Here is a 14,876-nt window from a genome sequence, read left to right on the forward strand (position 1 = left end):
CGGTGTCATGACCGCTGTTTCTTCAATCGGTTTCATAGAACCCAAACTCCCGCAGGGCAGTTGCCCGATTACGCCAATCCTTGCGCGTCTTGACCCAGAGGTCGAGGTAGACCTTTGACCCGAGCAGTGTCTCCACATCGGTACGCGCCTGTGCGCCGATTGTCCGCAGGAGCGCACCTTTTGTGCCGATGACAATTCCCTTCTGCGATTCACGTTCGACATAGATCACAGCACGGATGTAGACATCGCCCTTTTGCCGTGTTGTCATCTCCTCAATATCGACCGCGACCGCATGCGGGATCTCATCGCGCGTCAGTGCGAGCACCTTCTCGCGCACAAGCTCGGCAACGATCAGCCGCTCCGGCTGATCCGTCACCATGTCGGCAGGGTAGTACTGCGGTCCCTCGGGCAAATGAGCTTTGATCTCCGCGAGCAGCCCGTCCAGATTTTCCCTCTCACGCGCCGAGATGGGCACAATTCCTGCAAACTGATACGCCTTCGCATAGCTTGCAATAATCGGCAGTGTCTGCGCACGCGGGATACAGTCCACCTTGTTCACCGCGAGCAAGACGGGCACGCGGACATTTGCGAGCTGTTTCAGAATGTACTGCTCGCCCGCTCCCATCTTCTCCGTCACATCCACGACAAAGACAATGACATCGACACCGTGAAGTGCCCCCTCCGTTGCCTTCGCCATATAGGCACCGAGCTTGTGCTTCGGTTTGTGTACGCCAGGCGTATCAAGGAAGATAACCTGCGCATCCTCCTCCGTCAGAATGCAGAGGATACGGCTGCGCGTTGTCTGCGGCTTGTCGCTCATAATGGCGATCTTCTGCCCGATGAGCGCATTGATTAAAGTAGATTTGCCGACATTCGGCCGCCCGATCACGGCGGCGAATCCGGATTTATGTGCATTCATCGTGCGATCCCAAGCTCCTCCATAACATGACGCTGCTCCTCCTCCATCTCCTGCCGTTCCGCCTCCTCCATATGGTCATAACCGAGGAGGTGCAGCATCCCATGTACTGTGAGAAAGGAGAGTTCGCGCAGCGGACTGTGCCCGTACTCCTCCGCCTGTGCCGCCACATGATCAAGCGAGATGACGAGGTCGCCGAGCACATCATGCCCCTGCGCCCCGACGATCTCCGGCTCCTCGCTCTCGGTGAGAGCAAAGGAGAGCACATCCGTTGGGCGGTCGACAGCACGGTAGATACGGTTCAGTTCATGAATATGCGCATCGTCCGTCAGCGTCACACTCACCTCGGCATCTTCTGCGCCGTAGAGCCGCCCGACTGTTTCGATGGCACGGCGTACGGCTGTGATGTCCGCGTCAGATACCGCGAGCATCTCCGGCTCCCGGCGAATCTCAATCTCCATGTGTGCGCCCCCGCTTCTTCTCCCATGCACCGTACGCCTCGACAATGCGCGTCACGACCTCGTGACGGATGATATCGACCGGCTCGAGCCGTACGATGCCAACGCCCTTCACACCGCGCAGGATCTGAGACGCCTGCTTCAGCCCCGACACCGTACTGCGCGGCAGGTCGACCTGCTCAAGGTCGCCCGTCACCACCATGCGCGAGCCGAAGCCAAGGCGCGTGAGGAACATCTTCATCTGTGCGCCCGTCGTATTCTGTGCTTCGTCGAGGATGATGAAGGCATCCTCGAGCGTGCGCCCGCGGATATAGGCGAGCGGCGCAACCTCGATGAGCTGGCGGCTCATCATCTTCTGATAGGCTTCCGCGCCGAGGATGTCTTGCAGGGCATCGTAGAGCGGGCGCAGATACGGGTTGATCTTCTCCGTGAGATCGCCGGGCAGGAATCCCAGATGCTCGCCCGCCTCGACGGCGGGCCTCGTGAGGATGATGCGGCTGACCTCGCGGTTGCGGAGTGCCGCGACCGCCATCACGACCGCAAGGTACGTCTTTCCCGTGCCCGCAGGACCGACACCCAACGTCACGGCATTGCGGCGAATCTTGGCGAGGTAGTCGCGCTGTCCGAGCGTCTTGGCACGCACTTCCCTGCCCTTTGCCGTCACGAGCAGCACCTCGGCAAAGAGTGCGTGCAGCTCTTCCACCTTCCCCGCGCGGACAAGCTGTGCTCCGTAGGTCACCTCATGCGTCGTCAGCTTTGCCCCCTGCCGCTGATAGAAGAGGAGTTCCTGCACGAGTGTCCGCACGTCGGCGACATCCGCCTCCGCCCCCGTCACGGAAAGCGCCGTTCCACGGCCAACCATGCGGCAGGAAAAAACCTCCTGCATACATTGGAGCAGCGCATCGCGCTCCCCGAGCAGGGCAGCCGCCTCGTGCATATCCCGAAACTCAATCGTATCCGTCATCTCCTGCAAGAACAAACCTCCTGTCTCTGTCAGATAAAGTATTCAATCGTATCGTCCGCCGTGCGCCGCGTACGTACGTCAAAGAGAACGACTGCCTCACGGTTTTCCACCGCTCCGAGGGCGTAGATCTCACGCGTCTCGCGGTTAAAGCAGTCAAACGGTACAATGCGGTTGTAGCTGTGCGGATGGGCACAGGTCACGCCGATGCCTGCACGCACAAACTCCGGCTCTGCCTCCGCGAGATAGTAGGGATCGAAGAGGTAGATATGATCCTTCGAGGTACCCGTCAGGAGCGCATAGTGCTCCACCTCGTAGAAAAGCCGCACGACCGCGACGCCGCCGCGCACAAGTGCATCGTTGATATGGCTGTGCGTTCCGATGTGCACGGCGCGTCCCGCAAGATACTGACAGGTGAGCGGAAACTGTGTTGCACGCGAAAAGCCTTCGAGCCAGTTCGCGGGATACATCATCGCCATGCGCGACGTGCCCGCCTTGCACGGCGCTCCATCCATCCCGTAGCAGTCCAGCGTATAGAGCATGACGCTGCGAACGATCTCGGGCGGCACCTCTTGCCGCGGAAAGAGATAACTCACCGCATTCAGCAGCGCCGTTGGACCGCAGTCATACTCCGACATCTGATAGCGCAGGGGGATCTTCATGTGCAGCCCCATTTCCTTAAAAGATTCGGTGTCAGAATTGCCGCAATAACGAGCATAATTCCGACCATCTGCAGAGCAACGAAATGCGTGTCAAAGATGAGCCACGCAAAGAACACACTTGCCACGGGCTCAATCGTCGCCGTGATCGCCGTCTCCTCTGGGCTCAGCCAGCGCAGCCCCGCATTGAACGCAAAGAACGCAACCACCGTCCCCAGCACGATAATGACGAGGAGATCAAGCCATGTCCCCGCCGTAAAAAACGAGTCAACGCTGAAAATCACCTGCGTCACAGGCAGCAGGGAAATCCCGCCCATCAGCATACAGACAGCGAGCAGAAAGAAGCGGTCAAAGAGCCGCAGGAGATGCACCGGATAGACCATCGCAAAGACAAAGACAATCGCCGAGACGAGGCTCCACACAATGCACGCCATCGGTACAGAAAGCCGCGCGATATCGCCGCCCGTGACGAGGAGGAATACCCCCGCGACCGCGACGACAACCGTCCCCGCTTCCGCTGCCGACGGCAGCCGCCGCCATCGCACAGCAAGATAGAGGATCATCATCGCGGGGCTCGTGTATGTGATAACCGTCGTCGCCGCCGCATCGCCCGCCGCAATCCCCTCAAAGTAGGAATACTGCACGAACATAATGCCGAGGATGCCATGAATCGCGAGCTGAAGAAGAATGCGCGGATTGCGGCGCACAGACCGTAATCCACGTCTGAGCCCCCCGCTCCACCACGCAAGCATAAAGAAAAGGCTGCTTGAGAGGAAAAGACGCACCTGCGTCAGCTCGATCGGAATGTGATCGGACAGTGTGTAAAAATGCTGTGCCGCCGTACCGCTCGCTGCCCACGCCGTCCCGGCGAGCAGAACAAAGAGAACGGCGGAGAGATGTGACATTATGCCTCACCCTGCTCCCGTTTGACAACCTCCACAATCGCCCCGCAGACCTCCTCGAGCTGTGTATGATCGCTGCCCTCCGCCATCACGCGAATGAGCGGCTCCGTACCCGAGGGGCGTACGAGTACGCGTCCGTCGCTCCCGAGGATGCGCTCCCCCTCGGCAATGGCGGCGCGGATGGCGGTATTTTCCGCCCAGCCCTCCTTCGTCTTGACACGCACGTTGACGAGCAGCTGCGGATAGGTTGTCATCATCGCATTCAGCTCCGACGCCTTCTTCCCGCTGCGGGAGAGCGCCGCAAGCACCTGCAGTGCCGTGATAAGCCCGTCGCCCGTCGTTGCGTACTCGGCAAAGATGATGTGCCCCGACTGCTCGCCGCCGATCGTATAGCCGTTTGCACGCATGGACTCGAGGACATAGCGGTCCCCGACTGCCGTCACCTCAACGCGTCCGCCAAGCTCTGCGATCGCCTTGTGGAATCCGATGTTCGCCATCACCGTTGTCACAACGGTTTTGTGCGGCAGCCGTCCCGCATGGATCATCTCGGAGGCGCAGGCGACGAGGATGTGGTCGCCGTCGATCAGCTCACCTTTTTCATCGAGGCAGAGACAGCGGTCGGCATCCCCGTCATGTGCGATGCCGATGTCCGCACCGCGCTCGAGTACCGTACGGCGCAGCGAGTCCAAATGTGTCGAGCCACAGCCGTCGTTGATATTCACACCATTCGGCAGTGCATGGATCACCTTCACCTCTGCGCCGAGACGGCGGAGCACTTTCGGCATCGCCTCATAGGCGGCACCGTTCGCGCAGTCGAGCACAATCTTCATCCCGTCGAACCGCTCCCGGCAGGTGCTCACCACATAGTCGATATACTGGTTGAGGAGATCGTCTCGATACTCCACGACCCCAATGTCCTTGCCCGTCGGGCGCGCGGCATCGTCATTCGTTTGGAGGCGACGCACGAGTATTTCGAGCTCATCTTCCACCGCATCGGGCAGCTTGTAGCCGTCCCCGCCAAAAAACTTGATCCCATTGTCCGGAAATGGATTGTGCGAAGCGGAGATCACAATGCCCGCCTGCATGCGGTGTTCGCGCGCAAGATACGCGACCGCAGGGGTTGGAACAACGCCCGCAAGGATCGCAATGCCGCCCGCCGAGCAAATTCCCGCCGTCAGTGCCGCCTCGAACATCTCGCCCGAGATACGCGTGTCACGTCCGATCAGAATGCGCGGGCGCACCTCCGACTGTGCACCGAAGTAAAGCGTCGCCGCACGTCCGAGATGATATGCCAGCTCTGCTGTCAGCTCCGTATTTGCCTCACCGCGTACGCCATCCGTACCAAAAAGTCTCATCATGAACAGCCCCCTGCTTATTGTATCGTATTATCTCTATAATCTACTTGATATTATCCAAAAATGCAAGTGCCGCTTTCAGCCCGTCGAGTGCCGCGCTCATAATGCCGCCCGCATACCCCGCGCCCTCGCCGATCGGGTACAGCCCGGCTGCCGAGACCGACTCCATCGTCGCGCCGTCGCGTACGATACGGCACGGTGCAGATGAACGCGACTCCACACCCGTCATCGGCACATCTGCTGCACCAAAGCCGGGCACGCGCTCCTCCCAGAACCGGAGTGCACGCGCGAGCGGTTCCGTACACATCTCCGGCAGCACTGTGCGCAGATCGGCAGTGTGCACGCCGGGCGCATACGTCGGCGTGACGGCAAAGTCGCGCGCCCCCGTTTTCCCCGTGAGGAAATCCCCGACGGACTGCACAGGTGCACGATAGTTGCCGCCGCCCGCACGAAATGCACGCTCCTCCATCGCACGCTGAAACGCGATGCCGCCAAGCACCGATCCGCCCCAGTCTGCGGGGCTTACCTGCACGAGCAAAGCACTGTTCGCCACACCCGAGTTTCGCTGATAGTTGCTCATCCCGTTCGTCACGAGGCGCCCCACCTCCGATGCCGCCGCGACCACCATCCCACCGGGGCACATACAGAACGAGTAGACACCGCGCCCGCCCGCCTCGTCGCGGTACGTCATCGCGTAGTCCGCGACGGGCAGATGCGGACTGCCCGCCGCTGCGCCGTACCGCATACGGTCGATGAATGTCTGCATATGCTCGATGCGCACGCCGACCGCAAACGCCTTGGCCTCCATATGGACATCAGCTGCCTCCAACATCGCATAGGTGTCACGTGCCGAGTGTCCAATCCCCAGAAATACGGCGGAGGCGGGAATGCGCTCCGCATCGTTCACCACGACCGCAGCAATCCGCCCCGCGTGCAGCTCCACGCCCGTCACCCGTGCGCCGAAGCGCACCTCGCCGCCCATGCGCTTGATCTCCGTGCGCAGATTCTTCACCACGCTCCGCAGGATGTCCGTACCGATGTGCGGCTTCTGCAGAGAACGGATCTCCTCGGGTGCGCCCGCCGCAACAAACGCCTCGATGATCTCGTGCATACGCGGATCGCTGCTGCGCGCCGTCAGCTTCCCGTCCGAAAACGTCCCTGCACCGCCCTCGCCGAACTGCACATTCGACGCAGGATCAAGCACGCCCGTCTGCCAAAAGCGCGCGACATCCGCCGTGCGCCGATCCACATCCTGTCCGCGCTCCAGGACAAGCGGCGCGAGCCCTGCACGCGCAAGTACCCATGCAGCGAAGATCCCCGCAGGGCCGAACCCCACCACCACGGGGCGATATACGGGTGCACTGCCAACGAGGGAGATCTCCATCGGCACATATTCCTGCGCGGCTGAGACATCCTTGTCCCGCCGAAATTGTGCCAGTACCGCATGTTCCTTTTTGAGTGCGACATCCAACACATAGACCCAGACAATCGGCGCACCGTTTCTGCGCCGCGCATCCAGTGCCTTATGAACAACAAACACCCCGTGCACAGCACAGGGTGATGTCTTGAGCCGTTCCGCCGCGAGTTCCGCGAACGGTCGCACTGTATCGTAGGGAACACGCAGATTTTTTATGCGAATCATGGCATTGCCCCCACCTTGATCTCCACCGTTACATGGGGATTTGTCACCGTCACGCCCTCGGGCAGTTGGAGACGCACCTCCCGCTTCTCCGTCGCCCGCACGTCTGCGAGCGAAAACTCCTCCGTCCCGATCACACTGATCTTGCTGATTACATCTTCCGTGCCCGCAATCTCGATGCGCGCAGGTGTCACCGTCACGCCCTCGAGCTTCAGATTCGGCGCAAGGTCACTGCGCGGATGCGGCTGCACCTCAACCACCTTGCGTGTAAGACCGCGCGCCAACTTCACCGTCACCGCGGTCGAAGACGGTACGAGTGTGACCCCCGCTACCTCACGCCCATCGGTGTTCAACGCGACGAGCGTCACCTGCGCGACATCGTCACGCGACTGCCCACTCAGATTGATATGTCCCGCGACGTGCACAACCTGGTCCACCAGGCTGCGCGGTCCCTGTACCTTCACCGCCTCGTCTTCCGGTATGACCTTATCCACCGTATACCCTGTCGCCGGTGTGCCGCTGATTGTCAACGATGCTTTCAGCGTCTTTTCGACCATGCGGTCAAGGTTGATCATTATTTTATCGGGAGAAATATTCACCAACTCAAAGCCATACGGAATCGAAGTCTCAACCGTATACGCCCGTTCTCCCTCCACGAAGTCCGCAAGGTTCACGCGCGCATGAAAATCCGAGGCATCCGCCGAAACGAAGAGAGAGCGCGGCCCGCGTACGCGGATCGTCACCTTATCCGTATCGCTGCCAAGCTGATACCCCTCCGGGGCATTCTCAATTGTCACCGGCACCTGATAGCTGCCGTCAATCGCGGGATTCTGATCGTTCATCACATAGAGCCAGAGTACAACAGCCACAATGAGTGCGGCAATCTTAATCGGCAGATTATGCTGTACCATGCCCCGAAGGCTTGTCATCATTTCTTCCTCCAGCTCCGAACGAGTTCCCAAATGGATGAGCGTGAACTGTATGCAAATGCGGGCGATAGAATATGGGTCAGCTGATCGCCGTCCAGATGACGGTGAATGCGCCCGTTCTCCGCAATCGAGATCGTTCCCGTCTCCTCACTTACCACAACAACCAGCGCATCGCACTGCTCCGAAAGCCCGATCGCCGCACGGTGACGTGTGCCGAGCTCCGTCGAGAGGCTGCGGTTCTCCGTCAGCGGCAGGAGACAGCCCGCAGCAATCAAGCGCTTGCCGCGAATGACCGCCGCGCCGTCATGCAGCGGCGTATTCGGAATGAACACATTCATGAGGAAGTCCGACGTGATGAGTCCATCGATCTGAATTCCCGTTGCACTGATATCGTTGAGCCCCATGTCGCGCTCGATGACAAGCAGCGCACCAATCTTGTTCGCTGAGAGGATCTTCACTGCACTGCGGATCTCGCGAATCGTGCTCTGTGCCTCCTCGTCGTCGAGAAGACCGCCTGCACGGAAAAACCGCCCCTGCCCGAGATGCTCGAGCGCACGCCGCAGCTCCGGCTGGAACACAATCGGCAATGCAACAAAGAGCAGTGTCACGGACTTTTGGAGCAGCCATGAGATCACATGCAGTTCAAAGTAACTCGCAACCACCGTGATGCCAAGGAGCACGAGAATGCCCTTTACGAGCGTGATCGCACGCGTATCCTCGAGCATGACGTAGACGCGATAGAGCAAAAAAGCCACAATCAGGATATCAACAATGTCGAGCAGCGTAATGGTCGACAGGATGCCGCGAAACTGTGTCGGCATCGTAAAATCAAGCGGCATAAGAACCCCCATGGAAACGATTCCCTTACGTCTTTTCCCTCATACATCCCCAGCGGCAATGCACGCGCAATACCGTCATATATATTTGTTTTCTCTCTGAATATCGAAAATCCTTGTGACCTCCCCCACCCTTTCAAAAAAAATTTCGCCCCCTCGACGAAAGTCTTCCAAATGTACTGGAAATGCCTTCGTAAAGGAAGCGAAATTGGAAGCATCAGCAGATCTTACGAATCCAGCCCTCAGGTGCCTCGACCGTTCCGAGCTGAATGCCGCGCAGCGTGTCATAGAGCTTTTGGAGAACGGGTCCCATATGCTCCATCCCGCTCGGCAGTATGACGACTTGATCGCCGTGCGCCACCGAACCGACAGGCGAGATCACCGCAGCGGTTCCACACAGACCGCACTCGGCAAACTCCGCAAGCTCCGCAAACGGAACAGGACGCTCCTCCACCTTCATTCCGAGAATATGCTCTGCAATGTAGATCAGGGAACGGCGTGTGATCGACGGAAGAATCGATCCCGACTTCGGTGTCACAATCGTTCCGTCCTTCGTCACAAACAGGAAATTCGCGCCGCCCGTCTCCTCGACATGGGTGCGCGTCGCCGCATCGAGGAACATATTTTCATCGAAGCCCGCCGCGTGTGCCGTCATATAGGCATGCAGGCTCATCGCATAGTTCAGCCCCGCCTTGATGTGCCCCGTACCATGCGGTGCCGCACGGTCGAAGTCGCTCACGCAGAGCCGCACAGGCTTTGCACCGCCCTTGAAGTAGGGTCCGACGGGCGTGGCAAAGAGACGGAACTGATACGCATCCGCCGGCTTTACCCCGATCACCTCACCCGTCGCGAAGATCAGCGGACGCAGGTAGAGCGACGCATCCGAGCCGTACGGCGGAACGTAGTCCCGATTCGCCGCAACCACCGCGTCCACCGCCTCGAGGAAACGCTCCTGCGGGAACGAAGGCATCTCAAGATACGCCGCCGAGTGATACATGCGCTCCGCGTTGAGATCGGGGCGGAACGTCACAATATCACCGTTCACCGTCTCATACGCCTTCAGCCCCTCAAAGACCTCCTGGCAGTAGTGCAGAATGCCGGCGCACTCACTGAGCGTCACCGTCGCGTCGGATGTCAGTCCGCCTGCGTCCCATGTGCCGTCCGCATAGTTCGCCACATAGCGCTCGGGCAATGCACGATAGCCAAACCCCAGATTTCCCCAATCAATATCCGCCTTTGCCATAATATGCCCTCTTTTCAAATACAGATTTTCCCTATCATAGTACGATGGAGGGATGTTGTCAATGTCACGAGGGAGGTTCGACGGCAAAGTCATACCGGTATATTGACCAGCTCCCCCAATGCCTGCGGCAAACGACGTAAAATATCCCCTGCCAAAAGCCCGTTGCCGTGCGCCTCATATGCGAGATCACCTGCACGGCCGTGCGCATAGACCCCGACGAGCGGTGTCATCCCGCTCTCCATCTGCCGCATCAGCCCCGTGATCGCACCCGCGAGCACATCGCCCGCGCCCGCTGTCGCCATCCCCGCATTGCCGACCGTCGTAAAGAACGCATCCCCGTCGGGGTAGACCACAATCGTACACGCACTCTTGACGACAAAGACCGCCTGATGCTCCTTCGCCGCCGCACGCGCCATGTTCAGCAGATCGCCCGCCGCCTCGTCCGCCGTCTTGCCGAGCAGTCCTGCGAATTCCCCGAGATGCGGCGTGAGGATCGGCACTTGCGGCAGATCGCGCAGCGCGTCAAGATGGCTGCGGAATGCATAGATCGCATCCGCATCCATCACGAGTGGTGCCTTTACATCGGCGGCAAAGAGACGAACGAACTCACTCGTCTGCGCCGTCCGTCCGATCCCTGGGCCGATCAGCACTGCATCTGCATTTGCCGCGAGGGAGAGCACAGTCTCAAGAGCCTTGATTCCACCGAAATATCCCGTTCCCTCATCGGGTACGGGAACGACCATCGCCTCGGTCATCTTCGCCGCGAGCACAGGATAGAGCTTTTCGGGAACGGCAAGTGTCACCAGCCCCGCACCGATTCTGAGTGCAGCCTCCGCCGCGAGAGCTGCCGCGCCTGTCATGCCAAGTGAGCCCGCAACCACAAGAACGCGTCCGCACGTTCCCTTGTGTGCATCGTGCGCGCGTGCCGGCAGCAGTTTTGCCGCCGCCTCTCGTGTGATGAGCGACTGACGCAGTTCCTCGCCCTCCAGCAGCGCATGGGGGATTCCGATATCGTCAACCAGCAGTTCACCGGCGGCATTTGCACCCGCTCCGATGAGATGCCCCACCTTCGGCAATCCAAGCGCGAGTGTTCGCACCGCATTCACAGCACACGACGAGATGCGCCCCGTATCTGCCTCCACACCGCTCGGAATATCAATCGCCATCACAGGCTTTCCCGCAGCATTGATCTCTCCGACGAGACGCACAATCGGCTCACGCAGTTCTCCATGCACACCCGTTCCGAGCAGCCCATCTACAATACCATCCGCAAACCGCAGCGACACGCGCAGGCGATCCCAGTCGCGATCACTCACGAGAGGTCGTATTTCTACGCCCATTGCGTGCAGCGCATCGTGCATCGCACGCGCCGCATCACCGAGACGATTCACCTCTCCCGTGAAGAACAGCTTCACCCGCGCCCCCATATTCATGAGATGGCGCGCTGCGGCAAAAGCATCTCCGCCGTTGTTGCCGCCGCCGGCAAAGACAGCAAACACCTTGCCGCCCGCCCCGCCAAGCATCTCTGCCGCTTCCTCCGCCGAGCGGCGTCCCGCGTTCTCCATCAGAGCAAGTGCGGGTAATCCGTATGTCTCCGTCACACAAGCATCAATCTGTCGCATATCCTCTGCAAACGATATCTTCATCGCTGACCCTCCAAAATACAATAGGCGAGCGCATAGTCGCGCTCATGGCTGAGTGTGATCCATACGTTGGTCACCCCCATCTCAGCCGCACGTACGGCAAAATATCCACCGAGATGCACCTTTGGTGCGCCGAGCACATCGGGCAGAATCTCCACATCCTGCATCGTGCCGTCACGCAACCCTGTCCCGAAAGCCTTGAGAACTGCCTCCTTACCCGCAAAGCGCGCGGCAAGACTTGCAGTCCCCCCCCTTCCTCTGCTCTTGGCATAGGCACGCTCCCGCACCGTATAGACGCGCTGCAAAAAGCGTTCGTTCAAAATCGCACGCGCTACGCGCGGGATATGGATGATATCGCTGCCGATGCCCAGAATCATAATGCCTCCTGTCAATGACAGAAAAAGGAGCCATTGCCCCCGCAATAGCCCCTTCCAATTCCTTTTTCTCTTAGCAAATCAGCGCTGCAGCGGCGCAGGTACAAGCCCCGGCGTATTCGGGGTTGGACGCACAGACGCGCCCATCTCAGGCGTACCCGTCGGTGCAGCGGGTGCACTCGCCTTCGGCATCGTCGCTGACGATGCGTTCGCGCTCGTCTTCACCTGCCCGTCGGACGCACTGATCGTGTCATCCTGGCTGAACCGCATACTGCGTGCAATAAACACCTCAACACGGCGGTTCTGCGCACGCCCCTCCTCCGTGTCGTTCGATGCAATCGGACGGTACTCGCTGTATCCAAGTGCGCTGAACCGCGCGGGGTTCAGCGACGGCTGTACCCCCATCAGCCCGCGCATCAGATTCACCGCACGCGAGGAACTGAGCTCCCAGTTCGACGGGAACTGCGCCGTCGAGATCGGCACATTATCCGTGTGCCCCGAGATCGTCACACGCTCCGGCAGAGATGCGAGCAACCCCGCGATGACGGGCACAATCTGCTCTGCCTGTCCCTGCAGTGCCGCAGAGCCGGAGGCAAAGAGTGCCTTCTCCTTCAGGCGGATCATCAGGCCCTCTTCGGAGAGCTCTGTCGACACCTGATCTTGGAGATTGTTCTCCTTGATATACTGTTCGAGCTTTTCCTGTGCCTCACGCAGGTTCTCATTCTCCTGCATATAGGCAGAATTCGTACTGTCAGCCGAGGTCGTCGGTGTGTTGGGCATCGACGTGGAGGGCCCCATTCCCGAGAAGAACGAGGGACCGCCCATGTTGAACGCCGCCGTAAACGCCTGCGCAAGTGCCTGCATCTTCGAGGAGTCCGTCTGTGACATCGCAAAGAGTGCGATAAAGAGCGCGAGCAGCAGCGTCATCAGATCGGAGTAAGGCAGGAGCCAAGCCTCGCCCGCTTCCTCTTCATGCGGTTTCGCATGTTTTTTACGCGCCATATCAGCCCTCTCCCTTCAGTGCCTCACGCTCCGTCTGCGGGATAAAGACCATGAGCTTCGCCTCAATCGCCGTCGGGGAATCACCCGCTTGGAGAGAGAGAATCCCCTCGATAATCATGCGCTTCTGGCTGACCTCCTGCTCGGACATGATCTTGAGCTTGTTCGCGAACGGCATCCAGAGAACGTATCCCGTAAAGATACCGAGAATCGTTGCAACGAATGCAGCCGCGATCGAGTGGCCGAGCTTATCGATATCGTTCAGGTTGCCCAGTGCCGCGATCAGACCGACAACCGCGCCCAGAACGCCCAGTGTCGGCGCATATGTACCCGCCTGTGTAAACATCGAGCGCCCCTCGGCGTGACGCTCCTGCATGATCGCCAGCTCTGCGTCCAGCACATCGCCGACGAAATCCGGGTCCATTCCATCGATGACCATGCCCAACCCCGTGCGGAAGAACGGATCCTGAATCTCCTGCGCCTTGCTTTCAAGTGCGAGAATTCCCTCACGGCGCGCGATCTGTGACAGCTCGATGAACTGCTGCACGAGCTGCCCCTTCTCCTGCAGCTGTGGGACTCGACAGGTTTTCTTGATCAGGTTGACGAAGTTCCCCAGCTGCTCCATACGGAATCCGATGAACAGACACGAGAACGTACCGCCAATGATGATCAGGAACGCCGCAGGATTATTGAGCGCCGTCAGCGGTGCCCCCTTCAGGATCATACCAACAAAGATCGAGATAACCCCCATGATAAGCCCGATAACCGTTGATTTTTCCAAAACAAAAGCCCCCCAATCCATTTCTCTCGATCAATGGACGCATACATATCTGATCCGTCAGACACACATCCACATCTTCCTATATTATTCCATAACTCCCCGAAAAATCCTACCTCTTTTTGAAAAAAACTCTTAAAAAGATACAAAAAATTTTTCAATAAATTTATATTATCCTATCATATATTCATCGAAAATATGATATAATAGAGAGCGCATAAAGAAAAGTTATTAGGAGGATGGTCACATGGAACTACGGCAGTTGGAATATTTCCAGATGGCGAGCCGGCTCAAAAACATTACGCGTGCCGCCGAACGCCTCCGCGTCTCACAGCCCAACATCACCGTTGCCATCAAGAAACTCGAGGGCGAGCTGGGCATTCAGCTCTTTGACCGCAGCCAGAAACAGCTCTCCCTCACCCCCGAGGGCGCAGTCTTTCTCGGACGTGTCGAGATTGCCCTGCGCAGCATACAGGATGCCGTGCTTGAGGTCAACGACTACAAGCAGCTGCAGAAGGGCACGATCAAGATTGGTATTCCGCCGATGATGGGCGCGTACCTCTTTCCAAAGATCTTCTCGAGCTTTCAGCGGCGCTACTCACATCTCGATGTCTATCTGCACGAGGAGGGTTCCGTCGCGATCCGCGAACAGCTTGAGCGCGACGAACTCGACTTTGGCATCATCATCATCCCGGAGAGCTCGCCGAACCTTCAGCTTCTCCCCATGGCACGCAGTCAGATCGTCTGCTGCGTGCCCGAGGACAGCGACCTCGCCGCACGCAAGGCGATCACCTTGCAGGACGTTGAGGCGCACAGTCTCATCATGCTCAAGGAGGGCTCATTCCTGCGTCAAATGATGCTGCAGAAGATGAAGACAGCAAGTGTCACGCCGAACATCGTACTCGAGTCGAATCAGGTCGTCACCATCATGGGGCTCGTCGCGAGCGGCGTCGGCATCGCCTTCCTGCTCGACATGATTGTGCGCGACACACCGGGCATCCGTGCGATCCCCCTTGCAACCCCCGTCTACGTCGACGTCGGACTCGCGTGGAAGCGCGACCGCTACATCTCACGCGCCGCTCAGTCCTTCATCGAGTTCAGCAAGGACATCCTCAGCCACCAACCCGATCATACCATACTCTGAGAGCACAAAAAAAGGATTGCCGCATTTTTGCAGCAATCCT

15 protein-coding genes are annotated in these 14,876 nt (G+C 59.0%); 1 reads left to right on the top strand and 14 read right to left on the bottom strand.

Annotated elements, in window-relative coordinates; all coding sequences use genetic code 11:
- Nucleotides 1-22 precede the first annotated feature (22 nt).
- The 14 genes from era to motA all read right to left on the bottom strand — a co-directional run bounded on the left by era (nucleotide 23) and on the right by motA (nucleotide 13,716).
- The gene (era, locus tag HMPREF9334_RS07365; protein WP_006692851.1) at nucleotides 23-919 is read right to left on the bottom strand and encodes a GTPase Era; all 897 of its coding nucleotides are present in this window, start codon (nucleotides 917-919) and stop codon (nucleotides 23-25) included.
- Entirely contained in the window at nucleotides 916-1,377 is a 462-nt protein-coding gene (gene ybeY / locus HMPREF9334_RS07370; protein WP_006692852.1) for an rRNA maturation RNase YbeY, read from the bottom strand. The genes era and ybeY overlap by 4 nt, the downstream gene beginning before the upstream one ends.
- Complete coding sequence (locus tag HMPREF9334_RS07375) at nucleotides 1,367-2,347, bottom strand: PhoH family protein (protein ID WP_006692853.1); 981 nt, start codon at nucleotides 2,345-2,347, stop codon at nucleotides 1,367-1,369. The genes ybeY and HMPREF9334_RS07375 overlap by 11 nt, the downstream gene beginning before the upstream one ends.
- Before the next feature lie 20 nt (nucleotides 2,348-2,367).
- Nucleotides 2,368-2,997, bottom strand: coding sequence for a hypothetical protein (locus tag HMPREF9334_RS07380; protein WP_006692854.1), 630 nt, complete (start codon nucleotides 2,995-2,997; stop codon nucleotides 2,368-2,370).
- Nucleotides 2,994-3,899: a DMT family transporter gene (locus tag HMPREF9334_RS07385; protein WP_006692855.1), complete on the bottom strand. Its 906-nt coding sequence runs from the start codon at nucleotides 3,897-3,899 to the stop codon at nucleotides 2,994-2,996. Before HMPREF9334_RS07385 ends, HMPREF9334_RS07380 begins: the two co-directional genes overlap by 4 nt.
- On the bottom strand, nucleotides 3,899-5,254 hold the full coding sequence (glmM, locus tag HMPREF9334_RS07390) for a phosphoglucosamine mutase (RefSeq protein ID WP_006692856.1): 1,356 nt from the start codon (nucleotides 5,252-5,254) through the stop codon (nucleotides 3,899-3,901). The genes HMPREF9334_RS07385 and glmM overlap by 1 nt, the downstream gene beginning before the upstream one ends.
- 40 nt (nucleotides 5,255-5,294) lie before the next feature.
- A complete protein-coding gene (locus HMPREF9334_RS07395; protein WP_006692857.1) occupies nucleotides 5,295-6,893 on the bottom strand; it encodes an NAD(P)/FAD-dependent oxidoreductase in 1,599 nt (532 codons plus the stop codon).
- Nucleotides 6,890-7,822 carry a CdaR family protein gene (locus HMPREF9334_RS07400; RefSeq protein ID WP_006692858.1) on the bottom strand — a complete coding sequence of 311 codons (933 nt, stop codon included), beginning with the start codon at nucleotides 7,820-7,822 and terminating at the stop codon, nucleotides 6,890-6,892. The genes HMPREF9334_RS07395 and HMPREF9334_RS07400 overlap by 4 nt, the downstream gene beginning before the upstream one ends.
- Nucleotides 7,819-8,658: a diadenylate cyclase CdaA gene (gene cdaA, locus HMPREF9334_RS07405; protein ID WP_039957413.1), complete on the bottom strand. Its 840-nt coding sequence runs from the start codon at nucleotides 8,656-8,658 to the stop codon at nucleotides 7,819-7,821. Before cdaA ends, HMPREF9334_RS07400 begins: the two co-directional genes overlap by 4 nt.
- A 214-nt stretch (nucleotides 8,659-8,872) precedes the next feature.
- Nucleotides 8,873-9,898 carry a branched-chain amino acid aminotransferase gene (locus HMPREF9334_RS07410; protein WP_039957415.1) on the bottom strand — a complete coding sequence of 342 codons (1,026 nt, stop codon included), beginning with the start codon at nucleotides 9,896-9,898 and terminating at the stop codon, nucleotides 8,873-8,875.
- An 89-nt stretch (nucleotides 9,899-9,987) separates the two neighbouring features.
- On the bottom strand, nucleotides 9,988-11,544 hold the full coding sequence (locus tag HMPREF9334_RS07415; protein ID WP_006692861.1) for a bifunctional ADP-dependent NAD(P)H-hydrate dehydratase/NAD(P)H-hydrate epimerase: 1,557 nt from the start codon (nucleotides 11,542-11,544) through the stop codon (nucleotides 9,988-9,990).
- Nucleotides 11,541-11,918 carry a holo-ACP synthase gene (gene acpS / locus HMPREF9334_RS07420; protein WP_006692862.1) on the bottom strand — a complete coding sequence of 126 codons (378 nt, stop codon included), beginning with the start codon at nucleotides 11,916-11,918 and terminating at the stop codon, nucleotides 11,541-11,543. The genes HMPREF9334_RS07415 and acpS overlap by 4 nt, the downstream gene beginning before the upstream one ends.
- Nucleotides 11,919-11,996: 78 nt before the next feature.
- Entirely contained in the window at nucleotides 11,997-12,917 is a 921-nt protein-coding gene (locus HMPREF9334_RS07425) for a flagellar motor protein MotB (protein WP_006692863.1), read from the bottom strand.
- Between the two features lies 1 nt (nucleotide 12,918).
- Nucleotides 12,919-13,716, bottom strand: a complete 798-nt coding sequence (motA, locus tag HMPREF9334_RS07430) for a flagellar motor stator protein MotA (RefSeq protein ID WP_006692864.1) — start codon at nucleotides 13,714-13,716, stop codon at nucleotides 12,919-12,921.
- A 223-nt stretch (nucleotides 13,717-13,939) separates the two neighbouring features.
- Here motA and HMPREF9334_RS07435 point away from each other — a divergent pair, with 223 nt between their 5' ends.
- Nucleotides 13,940-14,836 (top strand): LysR family transcriptional regulator, encoded by an 897-nt coding sequence (locus tag HMPREF9334_RS07435; protein ID WP_006692865.1) that lies wholly within the window; start codon nucleotides 13,940-13,942, stop codon nucleotides 14,834-14,836.
- The last annotated feature ends 40 nt before the right edge of the window (nucleotides 14,837-14,876 follow it).

Origin of the sequence: Centipeda infelix ATCC 43532 (assembly GCF_000234095.1) — a bacterium.
Lineage (GTDB): Bacteria > Bacillota > Negativicutes > Selenomonadales > Selenomonadaceae > Centipeda > Centipeda infelix.

What these genes read in the sequence shown, in the direction of transcription:
- HMPREF9334_RS07425 (WP_006692863.1), bottom strand. Translation starts at nt 12,917, where the DNA reads ATGGCGCGTAAAAAACATGCGAAACCGCATGAAGAGGAAGCGGGCGAG.
- HMPREF9334_RS07435 (WP_006692865.1), top strand. Translation starts at nt 13,940, where the DNA reads ATGGAACTACGGCAGTTGGAATATTTCCAGATGGCGAGCCGGCTCAAA.
- HMPREF9334_RS07415 (WP_006692861.1), bottom strand. Translation starts at nt 11,544, where the DNA reads ATGAAGATATCGTTTGCAGAGGATATGCGACAGATTGATGCTTGTGTG.
- motA (WP_006692864.1), bottom strand. Translation starts at nt 13,716, where the DNA reads ATGGATTGGGGGGCTTTTGTTTTGGAAAAATCAACGGTTATCGGGCTT.
- HMPREF9334_RS07400 (WP_006692858.1), bottom strand. Translation starts at nt 7,822, where the DNA reads ATGATGACAAGCCTTCGGGGCATGGTACAGCATAATCTGCCGATTAAG.
- glmM (WP_006692856.1), bottom strand. Translation starts at nt 5,254, where the DNA reads ATGATGAGACTTTTTGGTACGGATGGCGTACGCGGTGAGGCAAATACG.
- HMPREF9334_RS07385 (WP_006692855.1), bottom strand. Translation starts at nt 3,899, where the DNA reads ATGTCACATCTCTCCGCCGTTCTCTTTGTTCTGCTCGCCGGGACGGCG.
- HMPREF9334_RS07395 (WP_006692857.1), bottom strand. Translation starts at nt 6,893, where the DNA reads ATGATTCGCATAAAAAATCTGCGTGTTCCCTACGATACAGTGCGACCG.
- HMPREF9334_RS07410 (WP_039957415.1), bottom strand. Translation starts at nt 9,898, where the DNA reads ATGGCAAAGGCGGATATTGATTGGGGAAATCTGGGGTTTGGCTATCGT.
- acpS (WP_006692862.1), bottom strand. Translation starts at nt 11,918, where the DNA reads ATGATTCTGGGCATCGGCAGCGATATCATCCATATCCCGCGCGTAGCG.
- era (WP_006692851.1), bottom strand. Translation starts at nt 919, where the DNA reads ATGAATGCACATAAATCCGGATTCGCCGCCGTGATCGGGCGGCCGAAT.
- HMPREF9334_RS07380 (WP_006692854.1), bottom strand. Translation starts at nt 2,997, where the DNA reads ATGAAGATCCCCCTGCGCTATCAGATGTCGGAGTATGACTGCGGTCCA.
- cdaA (WP_039957413.1), bottom strand. Translation starts at nt 8,658, where the DNA reads ATGCCGCTTGATTTTACGATGCCGACACAGTTTCGCGGCATCCTGTCG.
- ybeY (WP_006692852.1), bottom strand. Translation starts at nt 1,377, where the DNA reads ATGGAGATTGAGATTCGCCGGGAGCCGGAGATGCTCGCGGTATCTGAC.